The following is a 19226-nucleotide window of genomic DNA, read 5'->3' as shown; positions in this document are numbered from 1 at the left end:
TTGGTGGACCCCTCCTGAACGTCCAGGGAGGACACATGCAGCACACGACCACCGTCGGCCGCCGCGGCCGGGCCCTCGCGACCGGCGTGGGCGCGACGCTCGCGCTCCTCGCCCTCGCGGCCTGCTCGGGCGGCGACGGCGCCGGGGGCGACGGCGCGTCGTCGGGCAGCGGGGGCACGGTCACCCTGGTGACCCACGACTCCTTCGCGGTGAGCCACGACGTGCTCGCCGCGTTCGAGGAGGAGAGCGGGCTCACGGTCGAGCAGGTCGCGCCCGGAGACGGCGGTGCGCTGGTCAACCAGCTGATCCTCACGAAGGACTCGCCGCTCGGCGACGTCGTGTTCGGGATCGACAACACCTTCGCGTCGCGCGCCATCGACGAGGGCGTCCTCGAGCCGTACACGCCCGCGGACGTCTCGGAGTCCGCGGCGTCGTACGCGGTCGGCGACGGCGGCGAGCTCACCGCCGTCGACCTCGGGGACGTGTGCGTCAACGTGGACCACACGTGGTTCGCCGACGCGGGGATCCCCGAGCCCGTGACGCTCGAGGACCTGGCGAAGCCCGAGTACCGGGACCTCCTCGTCGTGACCAACCCCGCGACGTCGTCGCCGGGCCTCGCGTTCCTCCTCGCGACCGTCGGGGCGTTCGGCGAGGACGGCTGGGAGGACTACTGGGCGGACCTGCGCGCCAACGGCGTGAAGGTCGTCGACGGCTGGTCGGACGCGTACTACGTGGACTTCTCCGGCTCGGAGGGCGCGGGCCCGCGCCCGCTCGTGCTGTCGTACTCGACGTCGCCCGCGTTCACGCTCACCGAGGACGGCTCCGCGTCGACCACGGGCGCCCTGCTCGACACGTGCTTCCGCCAGGTCGAGTACGCGGGCGTGCTCGCGAACGCGAAGAACCCCGAGGGCGCGCAGCAGTTCCTCGACTTCCTCGTGAGCGAGACGTTCCAGGCCGACGTCGCGGACCAGATGTACATGTACCCGGCCGACGACTCCGTCGCGCTGCCCGACGGCTGGGCCGAGCTCGCGCCGCTCGCCGACGAGCCCTTCGAGGTCGCGCCCGCGGACGTCTCGGCGCACCGCGACGAGTGGATCAAGGCATGGACGGCGACGGTCGTCGACTGACCCCCGGTCCCCGGGCGACCACGGCTCTACCTCGCGGGGTAGAGCCGTGGTCACGCGAGGGGAAGCCCTGGTCGCGCGGGGGAGAGCCGTGGTGAGGGGTCGGGAGGTCCGGCGGGGCGGCGTCGGGCGCGGGGTGCTGTGGGGTCTGGCGGCGGCCGTGCCGCTCGCGTTCCTCGGGGTGTTCTTCGCGTGGCCGGTCGTCACGCTCGTGGCGCGCGGGTTCGTCGGGGACGACGGCGGCCTCGACCTCTCGGGGTTCGCGGAGGTCTTCTCCGAGCCCCGCACGTGGCGGATCGTCGGCCTCACGCTCTGGCAGGCCGTGCTCGGCACGGCGCTGTCGCTGCTGCTCGGCGTGCCCGGCGCGTACGTGCTGTACCGGTGCCGGTTCCCCGGGCGGCGGGTCGTGCGCGCGCTCGTCACGGTCCCGTTCGTGCTGCCGACCGTCGTCGTCGGCGTCGCGTTCCGGTCGCTGCTCGTGCAGGGCGGCCCGCTGGGGTTCCTGCAGCTCGACGAGACGTTCGCGGCGATCGTCGTCGCGCTCGTGTTCTTCAACTACTCCGTGGTGGTGCGCACGGTCGGCGGGCTCTGGGAGCACCTCGACCCGCGCGCCGAGCAGGCCGCGCGCGCCCTCGGCGCGACGCCGTGGCGCGCGTTCCGCACCGTGACGCTCCCGGCGCTGACGCCCGCGATCACGAGCGCCGCGTCGATCGTCTTCCTCTTCTGCGCGACGGCGTTCGGCGTCGTGCTCGTGCTCGGCGGCATCCGCTACGGGACCATCGAGACGGAGATCTGGATCCAGACGACCCAGTTCCTCGACCTGCGCACCGCGGCGGTGCTGTCGGTCGTGCAGCTCGTGGTCGTCGCTGCGGCGCTCACCGTCGCGAACCGCACGCGGGCCCGGCGCGAGCGGGCCCTGAACCTGTCGTCCTCGGCGTCGTCCGCGCACCCGCTGCGCCTGTGGCGCGACGGCCGCCCGACGGGCGACCTGGCGCCCGCGGCGCTCACCGCGGCCGTGGTCGTCGTGCTCGTCGGGCTCCCGCTCGGCACCCTCGTGGTGCGCTCGTTCCGCGTCCCGGGCGGCGGCTGGGGCCTCGACAACTACGCGAACCTCGGCACCACGGGCGGGCGCAACGCCCTGTCCGTCACCGTGTGGGAGGCGGCGGGCAACTCGCTGCGCACCGCCGCGCTCGCGACCGTGCTCGCCGTCGTGGTCGGTGGACTCGTGGCGCTCGTCGTGTCCCGGCGCCCGCGCTCGCGCGCGGGTCGGCGCGCGATCTCGGTGCTCGACTCGGTGTTCATGCTCCCGCTCGGGGTCTCCGCCGTGACGGTCGGGTTCGGGTTCCTCGTCACGCTCGACCGGCCGCTCGGGCTCGACGTCGACCTCCGCACGTCGGGGCTCCTCGTGCCGATCGCGCAGGCGGTCGTCGCGACGCCGCTCGTCGTGCGCACGGTCCTGCCGACGCTGCGCGCCATCGACCCGCGCCTGCGCGAGGCCGCCGCGACCCTCGGCGCCGCGCCCGGGCGCGTCTTCCGCACGGTCGACGGCCCGATCGCCGCCCGGTCGCTCGGGCTGGCGGTCGGGTTCGCGTTCGCCGTCTCGCTCGGGGAGTTCGGCGCGACGTCGTTCCTCGCCCGCCCGGACAGCGCGACCCTGCCGGTCGTGATCTTCCGGCTCATCGGCCGCCCGGGTGCCGAGAACTACGGCATGGCGCTCGCGGCGAGCGTCGTGCTCGCGCTGCTCACCGCGACCGTGATGCTGCTCGCCGAGCGGTTGCGCGGCGACCGACCCGGAGGAGAGTTCTGATGGTGCAGACCGACCCCGCCCCCGCGCGCACGGGCGCGCCGGAGCCGTCGCGCCCCGGCCCGGGGGAGGCCGCCGGGCTCGCGGTGCGCGACGTCGTCGTGCGGTACGGCGGCCGCGGCGCCGGGGGAGCGCGCACGGACCCCGGCACGACGGCGGTCGCGGGCGTCACGCTCGACGTCGCGCCCGGCGAGGTGCTCGCCCTGCTCGGGCCGAGCGGGTGCGGCAAGTCGAGCCTGCTGCGCGCCGTCGCCGGGCTCGAGCCGGTCGCGGCGGGCTCCGTGGCGTGGGACGGCCGCGACCTCACGGGCGTCCCCGTGCACCGCCGCGGGTACGGGCTCATGTTCCAGGAGGGCCAGCTCTTCCCGCACCGCGACGTCGCGGGCAACGTCGCGTACGGCATCGCGGGGCTGCCGCGCGCCGCGCGGGACGCGCGCGTGACCGAGCTGCTCGACGTCGTCGGGCTCGCCGGGTACGAGCGGCGCGCGGTCGCGACGCTCAGCGGGGGCGAGCGCCAGCGCGTCGCGCTCGCGCGGTCGCTCGCGCCGCGCCCCCGGCTGCTCCTGCTCGACGAGCCGCTCTCCGCGCTCGACCGGGGGCTGCGCGAGCGCCTCGCGCTCGACCTGCGCGAGGCCCTGCGCGCCACCGGCACGACCGCCGTCTTCGTCACCCACGACCACGACGAGGCGTTCACCGTCGCCGACCGCGTCGCCGTCATGGACGCGGGCCGGCTCCTCCAGGTCGCGCCGCCCGAGGACCTCTGGCGCGCGCCCGCGTCGCGCCGCGTCGCGGAGTTCCTCGGCTACCAGGCGTTCGTCCCGCACGGGCCCGCGAACCTGCTCGCGGTCGGCCCGCGCGGCCTGCGCCTCACGACCGAGGGCGTGCCGGCGTCGGACGACGCGTGGGACGCGACGGTCGTCGGGAGCGTCTTCCGCCGCGGGGCGGTCGAGGTGACCGTCGACGTCGACCTGCCCCGCGCCGACGGCGGTGCGCCCGCCCGGCTCGTGGCGCTCGCGGGCGCCCCGTCGGTCGCGGAGCCGGGCGACCGGGTGCGGGTCGTCGTCGACCCGGCGGGGTGCGCCGTCGTCCCGGCCTGACGTCCCGGCCTGGCCCCCGGCGGGCCGCCCGGGGCCGTGCGACGAGCGAGAGCGCCGCAGCCGACCTAGCGTCGGGGGATGGACGACGTGACGACCGGTGACCACCCCCCGGAGAAGAACGGCAGCAAGTCCGCGAAGATCCTGTACCGCCCCGTCGGCATCGTCAGCTCCGTCGTGGGCGGGCTCGTCGCCGGGCAGGTGTTCAAGCAGATCTACAAGCGGGTCTCGCCCGGCCACCGCAAGGACGCCCCGACACCCCTGCAGTCGGAGTACCCGCTCAAGGAGATCGTGCTCGCCGCGCTCCTGCAGGGCGCGGTCTACGCGGTCGTGAAGGCGCTCATCGACCGCGGCGGGGCGCGCGCGTTCGAGCGCTGGACGGGGGAGTGGCCCGGCGACTGACGGTCAGTCGAGGCCCGCGGCGTGGACGAGCAGCGCGACCTGCGTCCGGTTCTCCAGCCCGAGCTTGAGCAGCACGTTCGACACGTGGGCCTTGACCGTCGGGACGCTGAGGAACAGGCGCGCGGCGATGTCCGCGTTCGTCGCGCCGCGGCCGAGCTCGACCGCGACGTCGCGCTCGCGCCCGGTGAGCGCGTCGAGCGCGGCCCGGGCCCGCTCGCGCTGGCCGCCCGCGTCGGCGACCGACGTCATGAGACGCCGCGCGATCTCCGGCGACAGCACGGGCTCGCCCGTCGCGGCAGCGCGCACGGCGGCGACGATCCGCTCCGGCGGCATGTCCTTGAGCAGGTAGCCGGACGCACCGGCGTGCAGGGCGCCGACGACCTCCTCGTCCGTGTCGAACGTCGTGAGCACGACGACGGCGGGCGCGTCCGGCCGTGACCGCACGCGCCGCGTGGCCTCGATCCCGTCGACGCGCGGCATCCGCAGGTCCATGAGCACGACGTCGGTCGGGTGCGCGTCGAGCACGGTCGCCACCTCCGCGCCGTCGGCGGCCTCGCCGACGACCTCGATGCCGTGCGCGCCGTCGAGCATGAGGCGGAGCCCGGCGCGGACCAGCGCGTCGTCGTCGACGATCACCAGGCGGGTGCGCGCGGTGTCCCGGGGGACCGCCCCGGTGTCGTGGTGGCCGCTCCCGCGCGGGGCGTCCCCGCGCCCACCCTGCTCCGTCACGCGTCCCACGGTAGCCGCACGTCGAGCACGAACCCCGCGCCGTGCGCCCCCGCGTCGAAGGTCCCGCCGAGCAGGTCGACGCGCTCGCGCAGGCCGACCAGGCCGGTGCCGGAGCCGGCGCCCGAGCCGCTCGCTGCGTCGGCACCGCCCGCGGCGCCCCCCGCCCCCGCACCGCCCGCGCCGACGGGGACGTGGCGCGGGCCGCCGTCGGACACCGTGACCCGGACCTCGCCCGCCCGGGCGACGACGCGGAGGGTCACCGGGCCGCCCGGCGCGTGCCGCCGGGCGTTCGTCAGCCCTTCCTGCGCGACGCGGAACGCCGCGACCGCGACCGTCGGCGGGACGTCGGCCGACCCGGTCCGCTCGTAGGTCACCACGCCGCCCGCGTCGCGCGCCTCCACGACGAGCCGCTCGACGTCGTCGAGCGTCGGCTGCGGCGACAGCGCGTCGGTCCCGCCGGGCCCGGGTTCCGTGCGCAGCACCCGCACGACGTCGCGCAGGTCGTCGAGCGCGGAGCTCACCCCGGCGCGCACCAGGCCTGCGGCGCGGGCGAGCCGCTCCGGGTCGGCGTCCGGCCGGTACTCGAGCGCGCCCGCCGTGGCGGCGAGGAGCGAGAGCCGGTGCGCGAGGGTGTCGTGCATCTCGCGCGCGATCCGGGTGCGCTCCGCGACGCGCGCCTCGGCGACGCGGCGCTCCTGCTCGTGCTCGGCGCGGCGCGCACGGTCCCGCAGCGACCAGAGCAGCTGGGCGCGCGCCTGCGCGTACTGGCCCCAGCCGAGCAGGGCGGCGTGCACGGCGAGGTCGCACAGGAGCCACCAGCCGAGCGGCAGCGCCTGCGGTCGCCACAGCGCCTGCGCGGCGTGGCCGAGGAACCCGGCGACCGCGACCGGGAGCGCGGTGCGCAGCGGGTACCAGCGGGCGACCTGCAGGGTCGCGACGGTCGAGGCGGGCGTCGCGGCGCCCGAGCACGCCGCGAGTGAGGCGAGGACCAGCGCGCCGGTCACCGGGGCGTCGCGCGGGGTCCGCGACCACAGCAGGGGGAGCGCCGCCAGGGCGAGGACCGCGACGGTGACGTCGAGCCACGGTGCCGCGCCGGCGTCGTCCTGCGCGACGATCCCGGCGGTCGCGAGCGCCGTGAGCACCGCGACGGCGAGCCAGGCGAGCGCGACCACCCACCCCGGCACGAGGGGGCGCGTGCCGTCGCGGCGCGCGGCGGCCGTCGCGAGGACGGGGCGCCCGGCGAGGGGAGGGCAGTCGGTGGTGGTCATGCTCCGGACGCTAGGCGGCCCCCGGACGGCGGACCACCGACCAAGGTCGGGGGTCGTCGTCCGGCAGCAGGGTCGGGAGCCGACGCCGGTCGGTCCGGCCGCCGCCCTCCGACCGGTGCGGGACGGAGGCTCCGGCCGCGAGCGTGGGGTGTCGGCACCCGCCGGCCGCGGCCCCGGTCGCGCGAGCCGCGGCACCGCGCCGCGCGACGAAGGAGGAACGTCATGTCCACGACGCGGAGCACCTCGGACGGCACCTCGGACGGCACCTCGGACGGCACCCCGCGCGTCCCGCACCGTACCCGCTCGTCGGCGCCCGACGGCGGGCCCGGCCCTGCGGCACAGGTCCACCAGCCCGAGGTCGAGGTTCGTGCTCGTCGCCGCGTCCCGGGGGTCGGGGCGGGGCGGCGCGTCCCGCGCTGGCTCGTCCCGCCCGCCGCGGCGGTGCTCGCCGCCGTCGTGCTGCTGGCCGGGACGGCGCTCGGCGTCGACCCCGTGGTGCGCACCTCGAGCGGGACGCAGACGGTCGGCGTCGTGGCGGCGGTCGTCGTGACGCTCGTCGTCGGGTACGTCGGGTGGGGCGTGCGTGCGCTGCTCGGCCGCCTGCGCTCGGGCGGGCGGCGGGCCTGGCTCGTGACGTGCGGCGTCGTGCTGCTCGTCTCCCTGCTCGGCCCGCTCGGAGCGGTGACGCCCGGCGCGGTGGCCCTGCTCGTCGTCGAGCACCTGACGGTGGGCGCGACCCTGACGCTGGCCCTCCGCCGCTGAACCCCGCCCCCCACCCACACCCTCTCCCCGCCCCCACCCCCGTCGGGCACGGGGTCGGCGACCGGGATCGGCCGGATCTGGTCGCTGACCCCGTGTTGAGCGGTCGCGTGGGGCGTGCTCGGCGCGCGACGATGAGTTCGTTCGGCCATGACGGTCTGCCCCCTCGTCCACCAGCCCGACCGGAAGGCCCACCCATGACCGCGACGATCGTGTCCACCCTGTTCCTCTCGCTCGACGGCGTCGCCGAGATCGACCCGGCGTGGCACTTCCCCTACTTCGACGACCACATGGCCGCGGCGGTGGACGAGGACTACCGGGACGTCGACGCGCTCCTCCTCGGGCGCGTCACGTACGACAGCTTCGCCGGCGCGTGGCCCGAGCGGGAGACCGCCGGGGGCGAGGACGCGGAGTTCGCCGCGCGGCTCGGGAACCTGCGGAAGATCGTGGCGACGCGCGGCGACCAGGACCTCGGCTGGCGGCACGTCGAGCGGGTCGACGGCGACCTCGTCGACGCGGTCCGCGCGCTCAAGGAGGAGCCGGGCCTCGGCAAGGTGCTCGTCGCCGGGTCGATCTCGGTGGTGCGCCAGCTCCTCGCCGCGGGGCTGCTCGACGAGCTGCGCCTGCTCGTCCACCCCGTCGCGGCCCGCACCGGCGAGCGGCTGTTCGACGAGGGGGAGCCCTTCTACCCGCTGACGCTCCTGCGCTCGGAGACGTTCCCGACGGGCGTCGTGCGGCTCGTCTACGCCCCGGGTGAGGTCCCCGGGGACGTCGGCTACGACGACGTCAAGGACAAGGTGCCGTCCGGAGACGCCTGACGCGCGACGGCGACCACCGCGACGTCGTCCTCGCGGCCCGGGTCGTCGAACGCCGCGACGACGCGCTCGCACAGGACGGTCGGGCTCGCGCCGGCGTGCTGCGCCGCGACCCGGGCCAGCCGGTCCAGCGCGTCCACGAGCGACGCCCCGCGGCGCTCGACGAGACCGTCGGTCACGAGCACGAGGAGGTCGCCGGGGGCGAGCACGTCGTGGTGGGCGGGGCGGGCCTGCGGGCTCGGCACGCCGAGCAGGCGCGAGCCCGCCTTGGCCCGGTCGACCGTGCCGTCGGTGCGCACGAGGAACGCGGGCAGGTGGCCGGCGTCCGTGAGCTCGAGGGCGCCCGTGCGGGGGTCGAGCACGCACACGCACACGGTCGCGAACTCGGGGTGGTCCTCGCGCAGCGCCGCGTTGAGCAGGTCCAGCGCCGACGCGGCGTCGTGCCCCTCGCGCAGGTAGGCGCGCAGCGTGACCCGCACCTCCGCCATCACGGTCGCCGCGCGCAGGGAGTGGCCCTGGACGTCGCCGATGACGACGGCCACGCGCCCGTCCGGGAGGTCGAACGCGTCGTAGAAGTCGCCGCCGACGTCGAGCCGCGCGTCCGACGCCTCGTAGCGCGCGACGACCTCGACGCCGCCGCTCACCCGCAGCCCGGACGGCAGGAGCGCGCGCTGGAGCGCGAGGGCGATCCGGTGCTCCTCCGTGAACGTGCGCAGGTTCGACAGGGCGACCGTCGCGGCCTCCGTGAAGCGCGCGGCGGCCTCCTGCTCCTCCTCGGACAGCGGCTCGTCGCCGACCTCGATGCCCAGGCCGCCGACGAGCGCCCCCGAGGCGTCCTCGAGCCAGAGCGTGAACCACGCCGACGGTCCGATCCTCGCCTCACGGAAGAGCGGCTGCCACGGTGCGGGCACCTCGTCGGGGCCGAACACGGCTGTCGACGCGCCGGAGGGCGGGAGGACCGCCGTCGGGCCGCGACCGCGCACGAGCGCGGCACCCTCTGCGACGCAGACCGAGCGCAGCACGACCCCGGCGTCCGCGACGACCATCGAGATCACGGCGCGACCGAGGACGGCGCACGCGCCCCGGGCGGCGTGGTCGGCGACGGCCTCGGGAGAGCGCGCCTCGTGCAGGGGGACGAGCGCGTCGGTGAGCGCCTCCAGGCGGCGGGCGGTGCGCCCGGCGCCGCGCTGCGCGTCGACGCGCCGGCACAGCGCGCTGATCGTCGCGAGGAACTCGTCCCGGTCGAGCGGCTCGGGCAGGTAGGCGTCCGCGCCGCCCTCCAGCCCGGCCGTCCGCGCGGCGGCGTCGACGTCGGTCGCGGAGACGTGCAGCACGGGGAGGTGCGCGGTCGCGGGGTCGCTCTTGAGGATCCGGCACACCTCGCGGCCCGAGAGGTCCGGCAGGTTCACGTCGAGCACGACGGCGTCGACCGGGGTCGTGGCGTGCTCGAGCGCGTCGCGGCCGGTCCCGGCCTCGACGACGCCGAACCCGGCCCGCCGCAGCCAGCTCGCCATGACGTACCGGTGCGCGGGCGTGTCGTCGACGACGAGCACGGTGCGGTCGGCGTTCATCGGCTCCGCACCTCGCGCCCCAGGGCCGCCACCAGGCGGTCGCGGTCGATCTCGGACTTCGCGAGGAACGGCACGTCGCCGATGCCGGGCGGTGGCGGGGCGCTCGACATGAGCACGGCCGCGGTGCCCGGGTGCACGTCGCGGATCCGCGACCGCAGCGCGAGGCCGTCCGTGCCGGGCAGGCACACGTCGAGGAGCGCGACGTCGGCCGGGCCGTCGTGCAGCAGCGCGAGCGCGTGCGTGGCGTCGTGCGCGACGCTGACGCGCGCGGCGGCGTCGCGGAGCATCGAGGCGACGACCGACGCGTAGGCGCGGTCGTCGTCGACGACGAGGACGTGCCCGAGCGGGGCGTCGCGCACGGGGGCCTCCTCGGGCTCCGGTCGCGCGGCGGGGGCGTCCTCGGGAGCCGCCGTGAGCGACGGGAGGCGCAGCGTGAAGACGCTCCCGGCGCCCGGGCGCGACGTCGCGACGAGCGTGCCGCCCAGCGCTTCCGACGTGCGCCGCGCGTACGGCAGGCCGAGGCCCGTGCCGCGGACGGTCGGCTGCAGGCGGTTCGGCACCTGGACGAACTCCTCGAACACGGCGTCGAGCTGGTCGGCGGGGATCCCCAGACCCGTGTCGCGCACGTCGAACCGCACGACGTCGCCGTCGGCCGCGGCCCGCAGCACGACCTCGCCCTCGTCCGTGAACTTCACCGCGTTCGTCAGCAGGTTGCGCAGCACGCGGGACAGCAGCCGGCGGTCGGTGACGAGCGTGAGTCCCGGCTCGGCCGCGACCCGCAGCGACACGCCGGACCGCACCAGCGGCAGGGTGGTGCCGCGCAGCTCGTCGAGCAGCCCCCCGAGGTCGACGAGCGTGGGCTCGACGTCGTCGTGGCCGGCCTCGGCGCGCGCGAGGTCGAGCAGCTCGTCGACGAGCGTGAGCAGCGTCGTCGCGCTCTCGCGCAGGAACCCGACCTGCTGCGTCTGGTCGGCGTCGAGGTGGGAGTCCGCGAGGAGCGAGGTGAGGCCGATGATCGAGTTCACGGGCGAGCGCAGCTCGTGGCTGACGTTCCGCAGGAAGCGGGTCTTCGCCTCGTTGGCGGCGGCGAGCTCGCGCCCGCGCTCGTCGAGCTCGGCGTACAGCGCGACGACGCCGGTGTTGGTCTCCTCGAGCTCCGCCGAGAGCTGGTCGTACATCGCGAGGACCCCGCGGTTCGTCTCCTCCAGCTCCTCGTTGAAGCGCCGCAGCTCGTCCTGCTGGTGCGTCAGCTCGTCGAGCGTCCGCACGAGCTCGGCGTTCTGCACGCGCACCTCGTCGCTCGCGTCGGCGACGTGCGCGGCGGCGGTGGACCGGCGCACGCCCGCGAGGGTCGCCTCGTCCGTGCGCGCGGTCGCGGGCAGGGCCTTGGTGAGCAGCACGCGCGTGCCCGTCGGGTCGACCTGCAGGCCGGGGACGAGCCGTCGGGCGGCCGGGACGCCGCCGTCGCTCGAGTCGCCCTCGACGAGGAACGGCGTCCCCGCCACGATCTCGGCGCGCAGCGTGGCCTGCGGGAGCCCGGGCAGGACGCCCACGACGACGTCGGCCGTGCCGGAGCCGACCGCGGACCGCCCGATCTCGGACAGCGCCGTCGCGACGCGCACCTGGTCCTGCGTGTCGAGGCCCAGCAGCCGGCAGATCTCGCGCCCGGCCCGGCGCAGCGCGAGCACGTCGGAGTCTGAGCGGAGCTGGGTGATGAGGAGGGTGGTGCTCACGCGGCCTCCCGGGGGATCGGCAGCACCGCCACGCAGGAGTCGTCGCGGCGCACGGCGTGGTCGCGGAGCAGGACGCCCGCGACGACGAGAGGGGACCGGACGGCGAGGCCCGCATAGTCGGCGAGCGACCACCGGGCCGTCAGTCCGTCGCTGTGCAGCACGACGACGTCGCCCGGCTCGACGGGGTACGTCGTCTCGCGCAGCGGCCGGCCGCGCGTCCCGGCGATGCCGGGGTGGCTCACGAGACCGCGCGACCGCGTGCCGTGGACCGTCCCGGCGATGTTGCCGAGCCCGGCGCAGCGCAGCACGCCGTCCGACGCCCGGACGACCGAGACGGCCGCGCCCCGGGTGCCGCCGAGGGCGCCGTGCACGCGCTCGAGGAGCGCGACCGGGCTGCCGGGAGGCGCGTCGAGGAAGGCCCGCACCGCGGCCGCGGAGGCCGCCGCGGCGAGCGGTCCGTGGCCGAGCCCGTCGGCGACGAGGAGACTCGGCACGCCGTCGTCGTGGCGCACCGCGAGGGCGTCGCCGCACACGTCCTGCCCGGTCATGGGGCGGGTCACGCCCGTGGGGGCCGCGAGGTCGGTGGTCGCGCCGTGCGCGACGAACGTCGCCGCGATGACCGTCCCCTGCCCGGGCGACGTCCACGCGTCCCACGCCGACGCGAGACGGGGCAGGGTGCCGAGGCCGATGCCGAGCGTGCCCCGGCTCGAGACCCCGTCGCGCATCGCCGCGGTGATGTCCCGCATGCCCGGGCCGGAGTCGACGGCGAGCACGTCGAGCGCGGCCTCGTCGCCGGTGCGCCGGACGCGGACGAGCACCGAGCCGCCACCGGCGTGGCGGCACTGGTTGGTCGCGAGCTCGGAGACGACGAGGCCCACCTCGGCCGCGCGCTCGTCGTCGAGGCCGAGGTTGCGCGCGGCGACGCTCGCGCCGCGGCGCACGCTGCCGACCGCGGACGGGTGGTCCACGGTGTACCAGGTGCCGTCCTCGACGAGCGTGCGGCGCACGTCGGGACGGTCGGTGTCCTCCGCGGTCATCGCGACCAGGTCGCGATCTCGACGCGCGTGCCCACGCCCGCCGCGGTGTCGATCGCGAAGTGCTGCACGAGGCGCCGCGACCCCGAGAGCCCCAGCCCGAGCCCGCCGCCGCTGGTCCAGCCGTCGGTGAGCGCGAGGTCGAGGTCGGGGATGCCCGGCCCCTCGTCCGAGAAGACGGCGCGGACGCCCGTCCGCGCTCCCTCCGTCACGAGCTGTACCTCGGCCTCGCCGCCGCCCCCGTACACGAGGGTGTTGCGCGCGAGCTCGCTCGCCGCCGTCACGAGCTTCGTCTGGTCCACGAGCGAGAGGCGCGCCTGCTGCGCGAGCGACCGGACGAGCTGGCGCACCTTGACGACGTCGGAGTCGGTGCGCACGGGCACGCGCTCCGCGGTCGACGACGGCGGCGGGGTGGTGGTGGTCATCTCTCCTCGCGCTCGGCGGCGGCCAGGAGCACGTCCTCGGCGGACCGCTCCTCGGGGGCGAGGAGCGCGAGGCCGCGCTCGACGTCCAGCGCGGTGCGGACGTCGCCGAGCGACAGCCCGAGCTCCACCATCGTGATGGCGACGGCCGGGCGCATGCCCACGACGACCGTCGTCGCGTCGAGCACGTGCGAGATGCCGGCGACCGACGCGAGCATGCGGCCGATGAACGAGTCGACGATCTCCAGCCCGGAGATGTCGATGATCACGCCGCGCGCACCGGTGTCGGTGATCCGCTGCGCGAGGTCCTCCTGGAGCTGCAGCGCCGTGTCGTCCTGGAGGTCGATCTGGATCGAGACGAGGAGCGTCGAGCCGATCTTGAGGATGGGGACGCCGTCGGTCATGCGGGGAGCCCGGTCCGGCGGGTGTCCCGGCTCGCGCGCAGCGCGTCGACGAGGGCGTCGGCGAGGGTCGCGCGCGTGCGGATGTCGCCGAACTCGATACCGAGCGCGACGATCGTCTGTGCGATCTGCGGGCGGATGCCGCTGATCGTGCACTCGGCCCCCATGAGACGCGCCGCGACGACCGTCTTGAGCAGGTGCTGCGCGACCTGGGTGTCCACCGCGGGCACGCCCGTGATGTCGATGATCGCGTGCTCGCTGCCCGTGTCGACGAGCGTGTTGAGCAGCTTCTCCATGACGACCTGGGTGCGCGCGGAGTCGAGCGTCCCCACGAGCGGCACTGCGACGATGCCCTCCCAGAGCTTGACCACGGGGGTCGAGAGCTCGAGCAGCTGCTCGGCCTGCTCGGCGATGATCCCCTCGCGCGCGGCCGCGAACGTCTCGAACGTGAAGAGCCCGAGCTGGTCGACGAGGCGCAGCAGCGGGGTCACGTCCGTGTCGGCGCCGGTCGCGGAGTCGAGCCGGTACAGGCCCTCCTTGAGCGCGAACACGCCGATCGCGGTCTCGCGGGGCGTGAAGCCGAGGCGGGCACGGGCGGACGACACGTCCGCGAGGATGCCCCGGAGCTGGTCGAACGCCGGCTCGGCGAGCGAGACGCCGCCGGCACGCAGGCCGTCGAGGAGCGCGTCGAGGATCTCGCCCTGCTCCCGCTCGAGCTCGCCCCGCGAGGTGCGGCCGTGGAGCTCGTGCGCCGCGGCCTCCAGCCACGCGCTGCGCACGGCGTCGGCGTGCTCGATCAGGGTCTGAGCAAGAGTCTCGGGGGTGGCGGCGTCGGCCATCGGGGTTCCTTCCACGGTGAGAGCGACGCCGAACGGGCTCGCGGCGGTCGCGCGCCCGCCAGTGTACGCAGCGCGGGGGCGCTCGCAGCGCGGCTGTGGAGGGGCGGTCGTGCGCACGGCGCCGCGACCTCGCGACACGTCTGCGGCGTGAGGCGGACGACACAGGCCGCGGACGCGGGCGGGCGGGTGCGCGGGCACGATCCCGTGGGGCCGCGACGGCTCCCGCGAGCCGCCCGAGCACGGTCGTCCCCGAGCTCGGGCGGGGCGCAGGCTAGCCGCGCAGGTCGAGGTAGCGGTCGATGAGGGCCGCGGTGCTCGGGTCCTGCGCGGCGAGGGCGTCCTCGTCGCCCGCGACGGCCGGCGCGATCTCGAGCGCGAGCTTCTTGCCGAGCTCGACGCCCCACTGGTCGAAGCTGTCGATGCCCCACACGACGCCCTGCACGAACGTGATGTGCTCGTAGAGCGCGATGAGCTGGCCCAGGACCGACGGCGTGAGCGCGGGCGCGAGGATCGACGTCGTCGGGCGGTTGCCCGGGAACGTGCGGGCGCTCACGAGGTGCTCCGCGGTGCCCTCGGCGCGGACCTCGTCCGCCGTCTTGCCGAACGCGAGCGCCTTCGTCTGGGCGAAGAAGTTCGCGAGGAACAGGCCGTGCACGTCCGCGCCGGGCTGCACCGCGCCGCCGTCGCCCACCGCGTCGACGAGGGGGTGCGCGGGGTTCGCGACCGCGATGAAGTCGGCCGGGATGAGGCGCGTGCCCTGGTGGATGAGCTGGTAGAACGCGTGCTGGCCGTTCGTGCCCGGCTCGCCCCAGAAGATCTCGCCCGTCTCCGTGGTCACGGGGGAGCCGTCCCAGCGCACGCGCTTGCCGTTGGACTCCATGGTGAGCTGCTGGAGGTACGCCGGGAAGCGGTGCAGGTACTGCGCGTACGGGAGCACGGCGTGCGTGTGCGCGTCGAGGAAGTTCACGTACCAGACGTTGAGCAGCCCCATGAGGACCGGGACGTTGCGCTCGAACGGCGTGCGGCGCACGTGCTCGTCGATCGCGTGGAAGCCCGCGAGCAGCTCGGCGAACCGGTCCGGCCCGATCGCGATCGCGAGCGACGTGCCGATCGCGGAGTCGACGGAGTAGCGTCCGCCCACCCAGTCCCAGAACCCGAACGCGTTCGCCGGGTCGATCCCGAAGGCCGCGACCTTGTCGAGCGCGGTCGAGACGGCGACGAAGTGCTGCGCGACGGCGGCCTGCCGGGCCTCGTCCGTGTCCTCGATCGCGCCGACCGCCGCGAGCTCCGTCCACAGCCAGTCGCGCGCGAGGCGCGCGTTGGTCAGGGTCTCGAGCGTGCCGAACGTCTTGGACGCGACGATGAACAGCGTGGTGCGCGGGTCGAGGCCCGCCGTCTTCTCCGCGACGTCCGTCGGGTCGATGTTCGAGACGAACCGGACCTCGATGTCCTGGTGCTTGTACGGGAGCAGCGCCTCGTACGCCATGACCGGCCCGAGGTCGGAGCCGCCGATGCCGATGTTCACGACCGTGCGCACGCGCTCGCCCGTGACGCCCGTCCACTCGCCCGAGCGGACCTGGTCCGCGAACGCGTACACCTTGGCGAGCTCCGCGTGCACGTCCGCGTCGACGTCCTGACCGTCGACGACGAGGTGCTCGTCGTCGCCCAGCGGGGTCGGCCGGCGCAGGGCCGTGTGCAGGACGGCGCGGTCCTCCGTGACGTTGATGTGCTCGCCCGTGAACATCGCCTCGAGGCGGTCGTCGAGGTGGACCTCCTCGGCGAGCCGCACGAGCAGCTCGAGCGTCTCGTCGGTGACGAGGTTCTTCGACAGGTCGACCGTGAGGTCGGCCGCCTGGTGCGTGAGGCGGCGCGCGCGGTCCGGGTCGGCCGCGAACCAGGTGCGCAGGTCCGGCTCCACGGTGTCGCGGTGCACGGTCAGCGCGGTCCAGGACGGCGTGGTGGTGGGGTCGATCGGGGGCGGCACGGGCTGCGAGGTCATGACCACCAAACTACTGACCGACGTCGGCCCTCGCCCACCCCGACCGTCCCGCGGTCCATGGTCCGGCGGCCTGACGAACGGCCGTCGCAGGTCCCTGGACCCCGGGCGCGCGTGGGCAGGGCGCGCGACGATGGGGGTCGTGCGCCGTCGGGCGCGCACCGGGCGGCGACGCCGTCGCACGGCCCACGAGCGACGATCGGAGGAGGGACCATGGCGGAGGTCGTGCTGTTCCACCACGTGCAGGGACTGACGGAGGGCGTGCGGACGCTCGCGGAGACGCTGCGCGGCGCGGGGAACGTCGTGCACACGCCCGACCTCTTCGAGGGGCGCACGTTCGCGACCCTCGACGAGGGCATGGCGCACGTGCAGGAGCTCGGCTTCGGGACCGTGCTGGAGCGCGGCCGGGCCGCCGCGGACGGCTACGACGCGGGCGTCGTCTACGCCGGGGTCTCCCTCGGCGTCCTCCCCGCCCAGATGCTCGCCCAGACGCAGCCGGGCGCCAAGGGCGCGGTGCTCCTCGAGGCGTGCGTGCCCGTCTCCGAGTTCGGCGACGCGTGGCCCGACGCCGTGCCCGTCCAGGTGCACGGGATGGACGCGGACCCGTCGTTCGCGGGCGAGGGCGACCTCGACGCCGCGCGCGAGCTCGTGGAGTCCACGCCCGACGCCGAGCTGTTCGTCTACCCCGGCGACCGCCACCTCTTCACGGACCCGAGCCTGCCGTCGTACGAGCCGGAGGCCGCCGCGCTCGTCACCGAGCGGGTGATCCGCTTCCTCGACGGCATCCGCTGAGCGGTCGGGTCGCGGCGACCCCCGGGGTCAGGACGCGCTGCCGGGCTCCGGTGCGGGCACCGGTCCCGGCGCAGGGCCGGGGGAGGCGTCGAGCACGAGCTGCCACTCCGCCTCGACGCCCGCGGGCGCGAAGCCCAGCGCGACGTTGATCGCGAGCATGTGCCGGTTCTCCTCTGCGTTCCACGTGTGCACGCGGCGTGCCGACGGCCGGCTCCGCGCCAGCTCGTCGAGCACGGCGACCTTGACGAGCAGGCCCAGGCTGCGCCCGCGGTGCTCGCGGAGCACGAGCGTGTCCTCCTGGAACACGACCTCCGGCCGGTCGCGGGGGTACGCGACCATCGAGAACGCCGCGAGCGTGCCCGACGCCGTGTCCTCCGCCGCGGCGACGACGTAGCCCTGGCCGCGGGAGTGGATCTCCCGGGAGAAGGTCCGGACGCGCTCCGCGTCCCACGGGTCCTCCGCCAGGTCGAGGCCGCCGCTCGGGGCGTCGGTGCTCATGCGCGTCTCGAGCACCGCGAGCTGGTCGAGCCACTCCTCGGGGACCTCGTCCGTCCACACGTGCACGCGGTACCCGGCCGCCCGCGCCGTCGCCGCTTCGCGCAGCGGGTCGAGCACGGCCGACGGCACCGGGAGCGCGAGCACGGAGTGCCGCATCACCTGCTCGAGCGTGAAGCCGCGGTGCAGCGCGAAGGTCGTGGCGTCGTCGTGCGCCGGGACGCGTCCGCTGCCCGTGGGCGCCTCGATCGCACCCGGGCCGGGCGGCGGCTCCGGGGCGAACGACGAGTCGGACTGGATCACCCGCCGGCCCTCCGCGCGCGCGACCTCCAGCGCCGCCTCCCACAGCGCGGTGCCGACGCCGCGGCGCCGGTGCGCCGGGTCCACGCCTACGTAGACGAGCGCCGTGTGCGTGCTGCCCTGCTGCGGGAGCGCCACCATCGACCGTCCGACGACGTCCTCCGGCCGGGGGGTCGAGCCGAGCGGGGCGTCGTCGAGCACCGCGACCCACCGCAGCACGCGGCGGTAGCCCGCGCTGGCGACGGTGGACGCGACCGTGGCCGCGTCGAGCACGAGGTCGGTGTGGCCGTGGATCGCGCGGTCGATCGCGTCGCCCACCCGGACCGTGCCGTGGACGGCCCAGGCGTCGGGCCCGTCGAGGTGCCCCGGGACGGGCTCGATGCGCACGCGCCCGTCGCGGGCGGCGGGAATGGTCGGTCCTGCGTGCGGTGCGGTCACTCGCCGTCCTCCGGGGTCGTCCTGCGCTGCCACGCGGCCCAGACGCCCGCGGGGCGGAAGCCGAGCGCGACGTTGATCGCGAGCATGTGGTCGTTCTCCTGCGCGTTCCACGTGTGGACGCGTCGGGTGCCGGGGCGCTGCGCCACGAGCGCGTCGAGGTTGGCGACCTTGACGAACATCCCGAGCCGGCGCCCGCGGTGCTCGCGCAGCACGAGCGTGTCCTCTTGGATCGCGAAGTCCTCGCGCCCGCGCGGGTGGACGAGCACGGTGAACGCCGCGAGCGTGCCCGACGGCACGTGCTCGGCGGCGCACACGAGGAACGCGTCGTCCTTCTCGGCCTGCTGCTGCACCCACGTCCGCACGCGCCGCGCGTCCCACGGGTCCTCGCCGTAGTCGACGCCACCGGTCGGCGCGTCGGTGCTCATGCGCGTGAAGAGGACCGCGACCTGGTCGGCCCAGGCCGCCGGCACCTCGTCGGTCCAGGTGTGCAGGCGGTAGTCGCTGCCCGCCGCGGCCCGGGAGCCGTCGCGGTGCGTGTCGAGGACCGCGGGCGCGACCGGGAGGTCGAGCACCGAGTGCCGCTCGACCTGCTCGAGCACGTACCCGTGGGCGAGCAGGAAGCGCGGCCCCGGGGCGTCCGCGGGGACCCGGCCCGCGCCCGTCGTGGCCTCGAGCGCGCCGGGACCGGGCGGCGGCTCCTCCCCGTGGTTCGTGTCCGAGAAGAGCACGGTGCGCCCCGCGTCGAGGTTCAGGCGCTCGCCGAGCGCGAGCAGCGCGCCCCCCACGCCGCGGCCGCGCTCGGCGGGACGCACGACGGCGTAGGACTCGCCCAGGTGCTCGTTGCTCGTGACCGGGCGCGTCACGAAGAGGTGCGCGACGACCTCCGGCACCGCGGGCGGGACGCCCTGCTCGTGCCACGTGGCCGCCGCGGCGGAGCGCACGACGACGAACCGGCGCTTCGCCGAGTACTCCTGGTGGGCCATGCCCGTGAAGATCTCGCGGGGTGGCAGCGCGAGGTCGTCGTAGCCGTGCACCTCGAGCTCGTGCTCGCGGCCGACGTCCGCGACGGCGAGGTAGGCCCACGCCTCGGGCGCGTCGAGCGACGCGGGGTGCGGGGCCTCGACGAGCGTGTACCCGCGCGGGAGAGAGACGTCCGGGACGGGAGGGGCGACGGCGCTCATGGGTCCAGCGTGTCCGGCGCACGGGCGGC

Annotated in this window: 18 protein-coding genes; 7 read left to right on the top strand and 11 right to left on the bottom strand. The window is 75.9% G+C overall.

Annotation, left to right across the window (positions count from 1 at the left end; all coding sequences use genetic code 11):
• The first annotated feature begins 35 nt into the window (after positions 1–35).
• The 4 genes from ACZ4MO_RS16305 to ACZ4MO_RS16290 all read left to right on the top strand — a co-directional run bounded on the left by ACZ4MO_RS16305 (position 36) and on the right by ACZ4MO_RS16290 (position 4424).
• Positions 36–1127, top strand: coding sequence for a thiamine ABC transporter substrate-binding protein (locus tag ACZ4MO_RS16305; RefSeq protein WP_175009330.1), 1092 nt, complete (start codon positions 36–38; stop codon positions 1125–1127).
• A 91-nt stretch (positions 1128–1218) separates the two neighbouring features.
• Positions 1219–2931 (top strand): ABC transporter permease, encoded by a 1713-nt coding sequence (locus tag ACZ4MO_RS16300; protein WP_342779594.1) that lies wholly within the window; start codon positions 1219–1221, stop codon positions 2929–2931.
• Positions 2931–4025: an ATP-binding cassette domain-containing protein gene (locus ACZ4MO_RS16295; protein WP_175009328.1), complete on the top strand. Its 1095-nt coding sequence runs from the start codon at positions 2931–2933 to the stop codon at positions 4023–4025. Before ACZ4MO_RS16300 ends, ACZ4MO_RS16295 begins: the two co-directional genes overlap by 1 nt.
• A gap of 78 nt (positions 4026–4103) precedes the next feature.
• Complete coding sequence (locus ACZ4MO_RS16290; protein ID WP_061267789.1) at positions 4104–4424, top strand: DUF4235 domain-containing protein; 321 nt, start codon at positions 4104–4106, stop codon at positions 4422–4424.
• A gap of 3 nt (positions 4425–4427) precedes the next feature.
• Here the strand turns inward: ACZ4MO_RS16290 and ACZ4MO_RS16285 are convergent, their stop codons facing one another.
• Together ACZ4MO_RS16285 and ACZ4MO_RS16280 are read right to left on the bottom strand one after the other, a co-directional pair.
• Positions 4428–5063 (bottom strand): response regulator transcription factor, encoded by a 636-nt coding sequence (locus ACZ4MO_RS16285; protein WP_286185638.1) that lies wholly within the window; start codon positions 5061–5063, stop codon positions 4428–4430.
• Positions 5064–5149: 86 nt separating this feature from the next.
• Positions 5150–6421 carry a histidine kinase gene (locus ACZ4MO_RS16280; RefSeq protein ID WP_175009326.1) on the bottom strand — a complete coding sequence of 424 codons (1272 nt, stop codon included), beginning with the start codon at positions 6419–6421 and terminating at the stop codon, positions 5150–5152.
• A gap of 222 nt (positions 6422–6643) precedes the next feature.
• On the opposite strand from ACZ4MO_RS16280, the gene ACZ4MO_RS16275 reads away from it, so the two are divergent.
• Both ACZ4MO_RS16275 and ACZ4MO_RS16270 read left to right on the top strand, forming a co-directional pair.
• Positions 6644–7183, top strand: a complete 540-nt coding sequence (locus tag ACZ4MO_RS16275; RefSeq protein WP_186810452.1) for a DUF6069 family protein — start codon at positions 6644–6646, stop codon at positions 7181–7183.
• A gap of 194 nt (positions 7184–7377) precedes the next feature.
• The gene (locus tag ACZ4MO_RS16270; RefSeq protein WP_175009325.1) at positions 7378–7998 is read left to right on the top strand and encodes a dihydrofolate reductase family protein; all 621 of its coding nucleotides are present in this window, start codon (positions 7378–7380) and stop codon (positions 7996–7998) included.
• Here the strand turns inward: ACZ4MO_RS16270 and ACZ4MO_RS16265 are convergent.
• The 7 genes from ACZ4MO_RS16265 to pgi form a co-directional block, all read right to left on the bottom strand.
• Positions 7956–9566, bottom strand: a complete 1611-nt coding sequence (locus tag ACZ4MO_RS16265; protein WP_175009324.1) for a SpoIIE family protein phosphatase — start codon at positions 9564–9566, stop codon at positions 7956–7958. The two genes, ACZ4MO_RS16270 and ACZ4MO_RS16265, sit on opposite strands and share 43 nt — an antisense overlap.
• Positions 9563–11299 carry an ATP-binding protein gene (locus ACZ4MO_RS16260; RefSeq protein ID WP_175009323.1) on the bottom strand — a complete coding sequence of 579 codons (1737 nt, stop codon included), beginning with the start codon at positions 11297–11299 and terminating at the stop codon, positions 9563–9565. Before ACZ4MO_RS16260 ends, ACZ4MO_RS16265 begins: the two co-directional genes overlap by 4 nt.
• Positions 11296–12336, bottom strand: coding sequence for an ATP-binding protein (locus ACZ4MO_RS16255; protein WP_175009322.1), 1041 nt, complete (start codon positions 12334–12336; stop codon positions 11296–11298). Before ACZ4MO_RS16255 ends, ACZ4MO_RS16260 begins: the two co-directional genes overlap by 4 nt.
• Positions 12333–12758, bottom strand: a complete 426-nt coding sequence (locus ACZ4MO_RS16250) for an ATP-binding protein (RefSeq protein ID WP_175009321.1) — start codon at positions 12756–12758, stop codon at positions 12333–12335. The genes ACZ4MO_RS16255 and ACZ4MO_RS16250 overlap by 4 nt, the downstream gene beginning before the upstream one ends.
• Positions 12755–13159 carry an STAS domain-containing protein gene (locus tag ACZ4MO_RS16245; protein WP_021483159.1) on the bottom strand — a complete coding sequence of 135 codons (405 nt, stop codon included), beginning with the start codon at positions 13157–13159 and terminating at the stop codon, positions 12755–12757. The genes ACZ4MO_RS16250 and ACZ4MO_RS16245 overlap by 4 nt, the downstream gene beginning before the upstream one ends.
• Positions 13156–13995, bottom strand: a complete 840-nt coding sequence (locus tag ACZ4MO_RS16240; RefSeq protein ID WP_175009320.1) for an STAS domain-containing protein — start codon at positions 13993–13995, stop codon at positions 13156–13158. The genes ACZ4MO_RS16245 and ACZ4MO_RS16240 overlap by 4 nt, the downstream gene beginning before the upstream one ends.
• 271 nt (positions 13996–14266) lie before the next feature.
• Positions 14267–15994: a glucose-6-phosphate isomerase gene (gene pgi / locus ACZ4MO_RS16235; protein ID WP_175009319.1), complete on the bottom strand. Its 1728-nt coding sequence runs from the start codon at positions 15992–15994 to the stop codon at positions 14267–14269.
• 210 nt (positions 15995–16204) lie between these two features.
• On the opposite strand from pgi, the gene ACZ4MO_RS16230 reads away from it, so the two are divergent.
• Positions 16205–16783: a dienelactone hydrolase family protein gene (locus ACZ4MO_RS16230; RefSeq protein ID WP_074803313.1), complete on the top strand. Its 579-nt coding sequence runs from the start codon at positions 16205–16207 to the stop codon at positions 16781–16783.
• A 27-nt stretch (positions 16784–16810) separates the two neighbouring features.
• Here ACZ4MO_RS16230 and ACZ4MO_RS16225 read toward each other — a convergent pair whose 3' ends face one another.
• Together ACZ4MO_RS16225 and ACZ4MO_RS16220 are read right to left on the bottom strand one after the other, a co-directional pair.
• Positions 16811–18016 (bottom strand): GNAT family N-acetyltransferase, encoded by a 1206-nt coding sequence (locus tag ACZ4MO_RS16225; protein ID WP_209828745.1) that lies wholly within the window; start codon positions 18014–18016, stop codon positions 16811–16813.
• The gene (locus ACZ4MO_RS16220; RefSeq protein ID WP_175009317.1) at positions 18013–19197 is read right to left on the bottom strand and encodes a GNAT family N-acetyltransferase; all 1185 of its coding nucleotides are present in this window, start codon (positions 19195–19197) and stop codon (positions 18013–18015) included. The genes ACZ4MO_RS16225 and ACZ4MO_RS16220 overlap by 4 nt, the downstream gene beginning before the upstream one ends.
• Positions 19198–19226 lie beyond the last annotated feature (29 nt).

This window comes from Sphaerisporangium cinnabarinum, from assembly GCF_055567015.1.
Note: the sequence above shows the minus strand (reverse complement) of the source record. Positions and strands in the feature narration are given on the sequence as shown.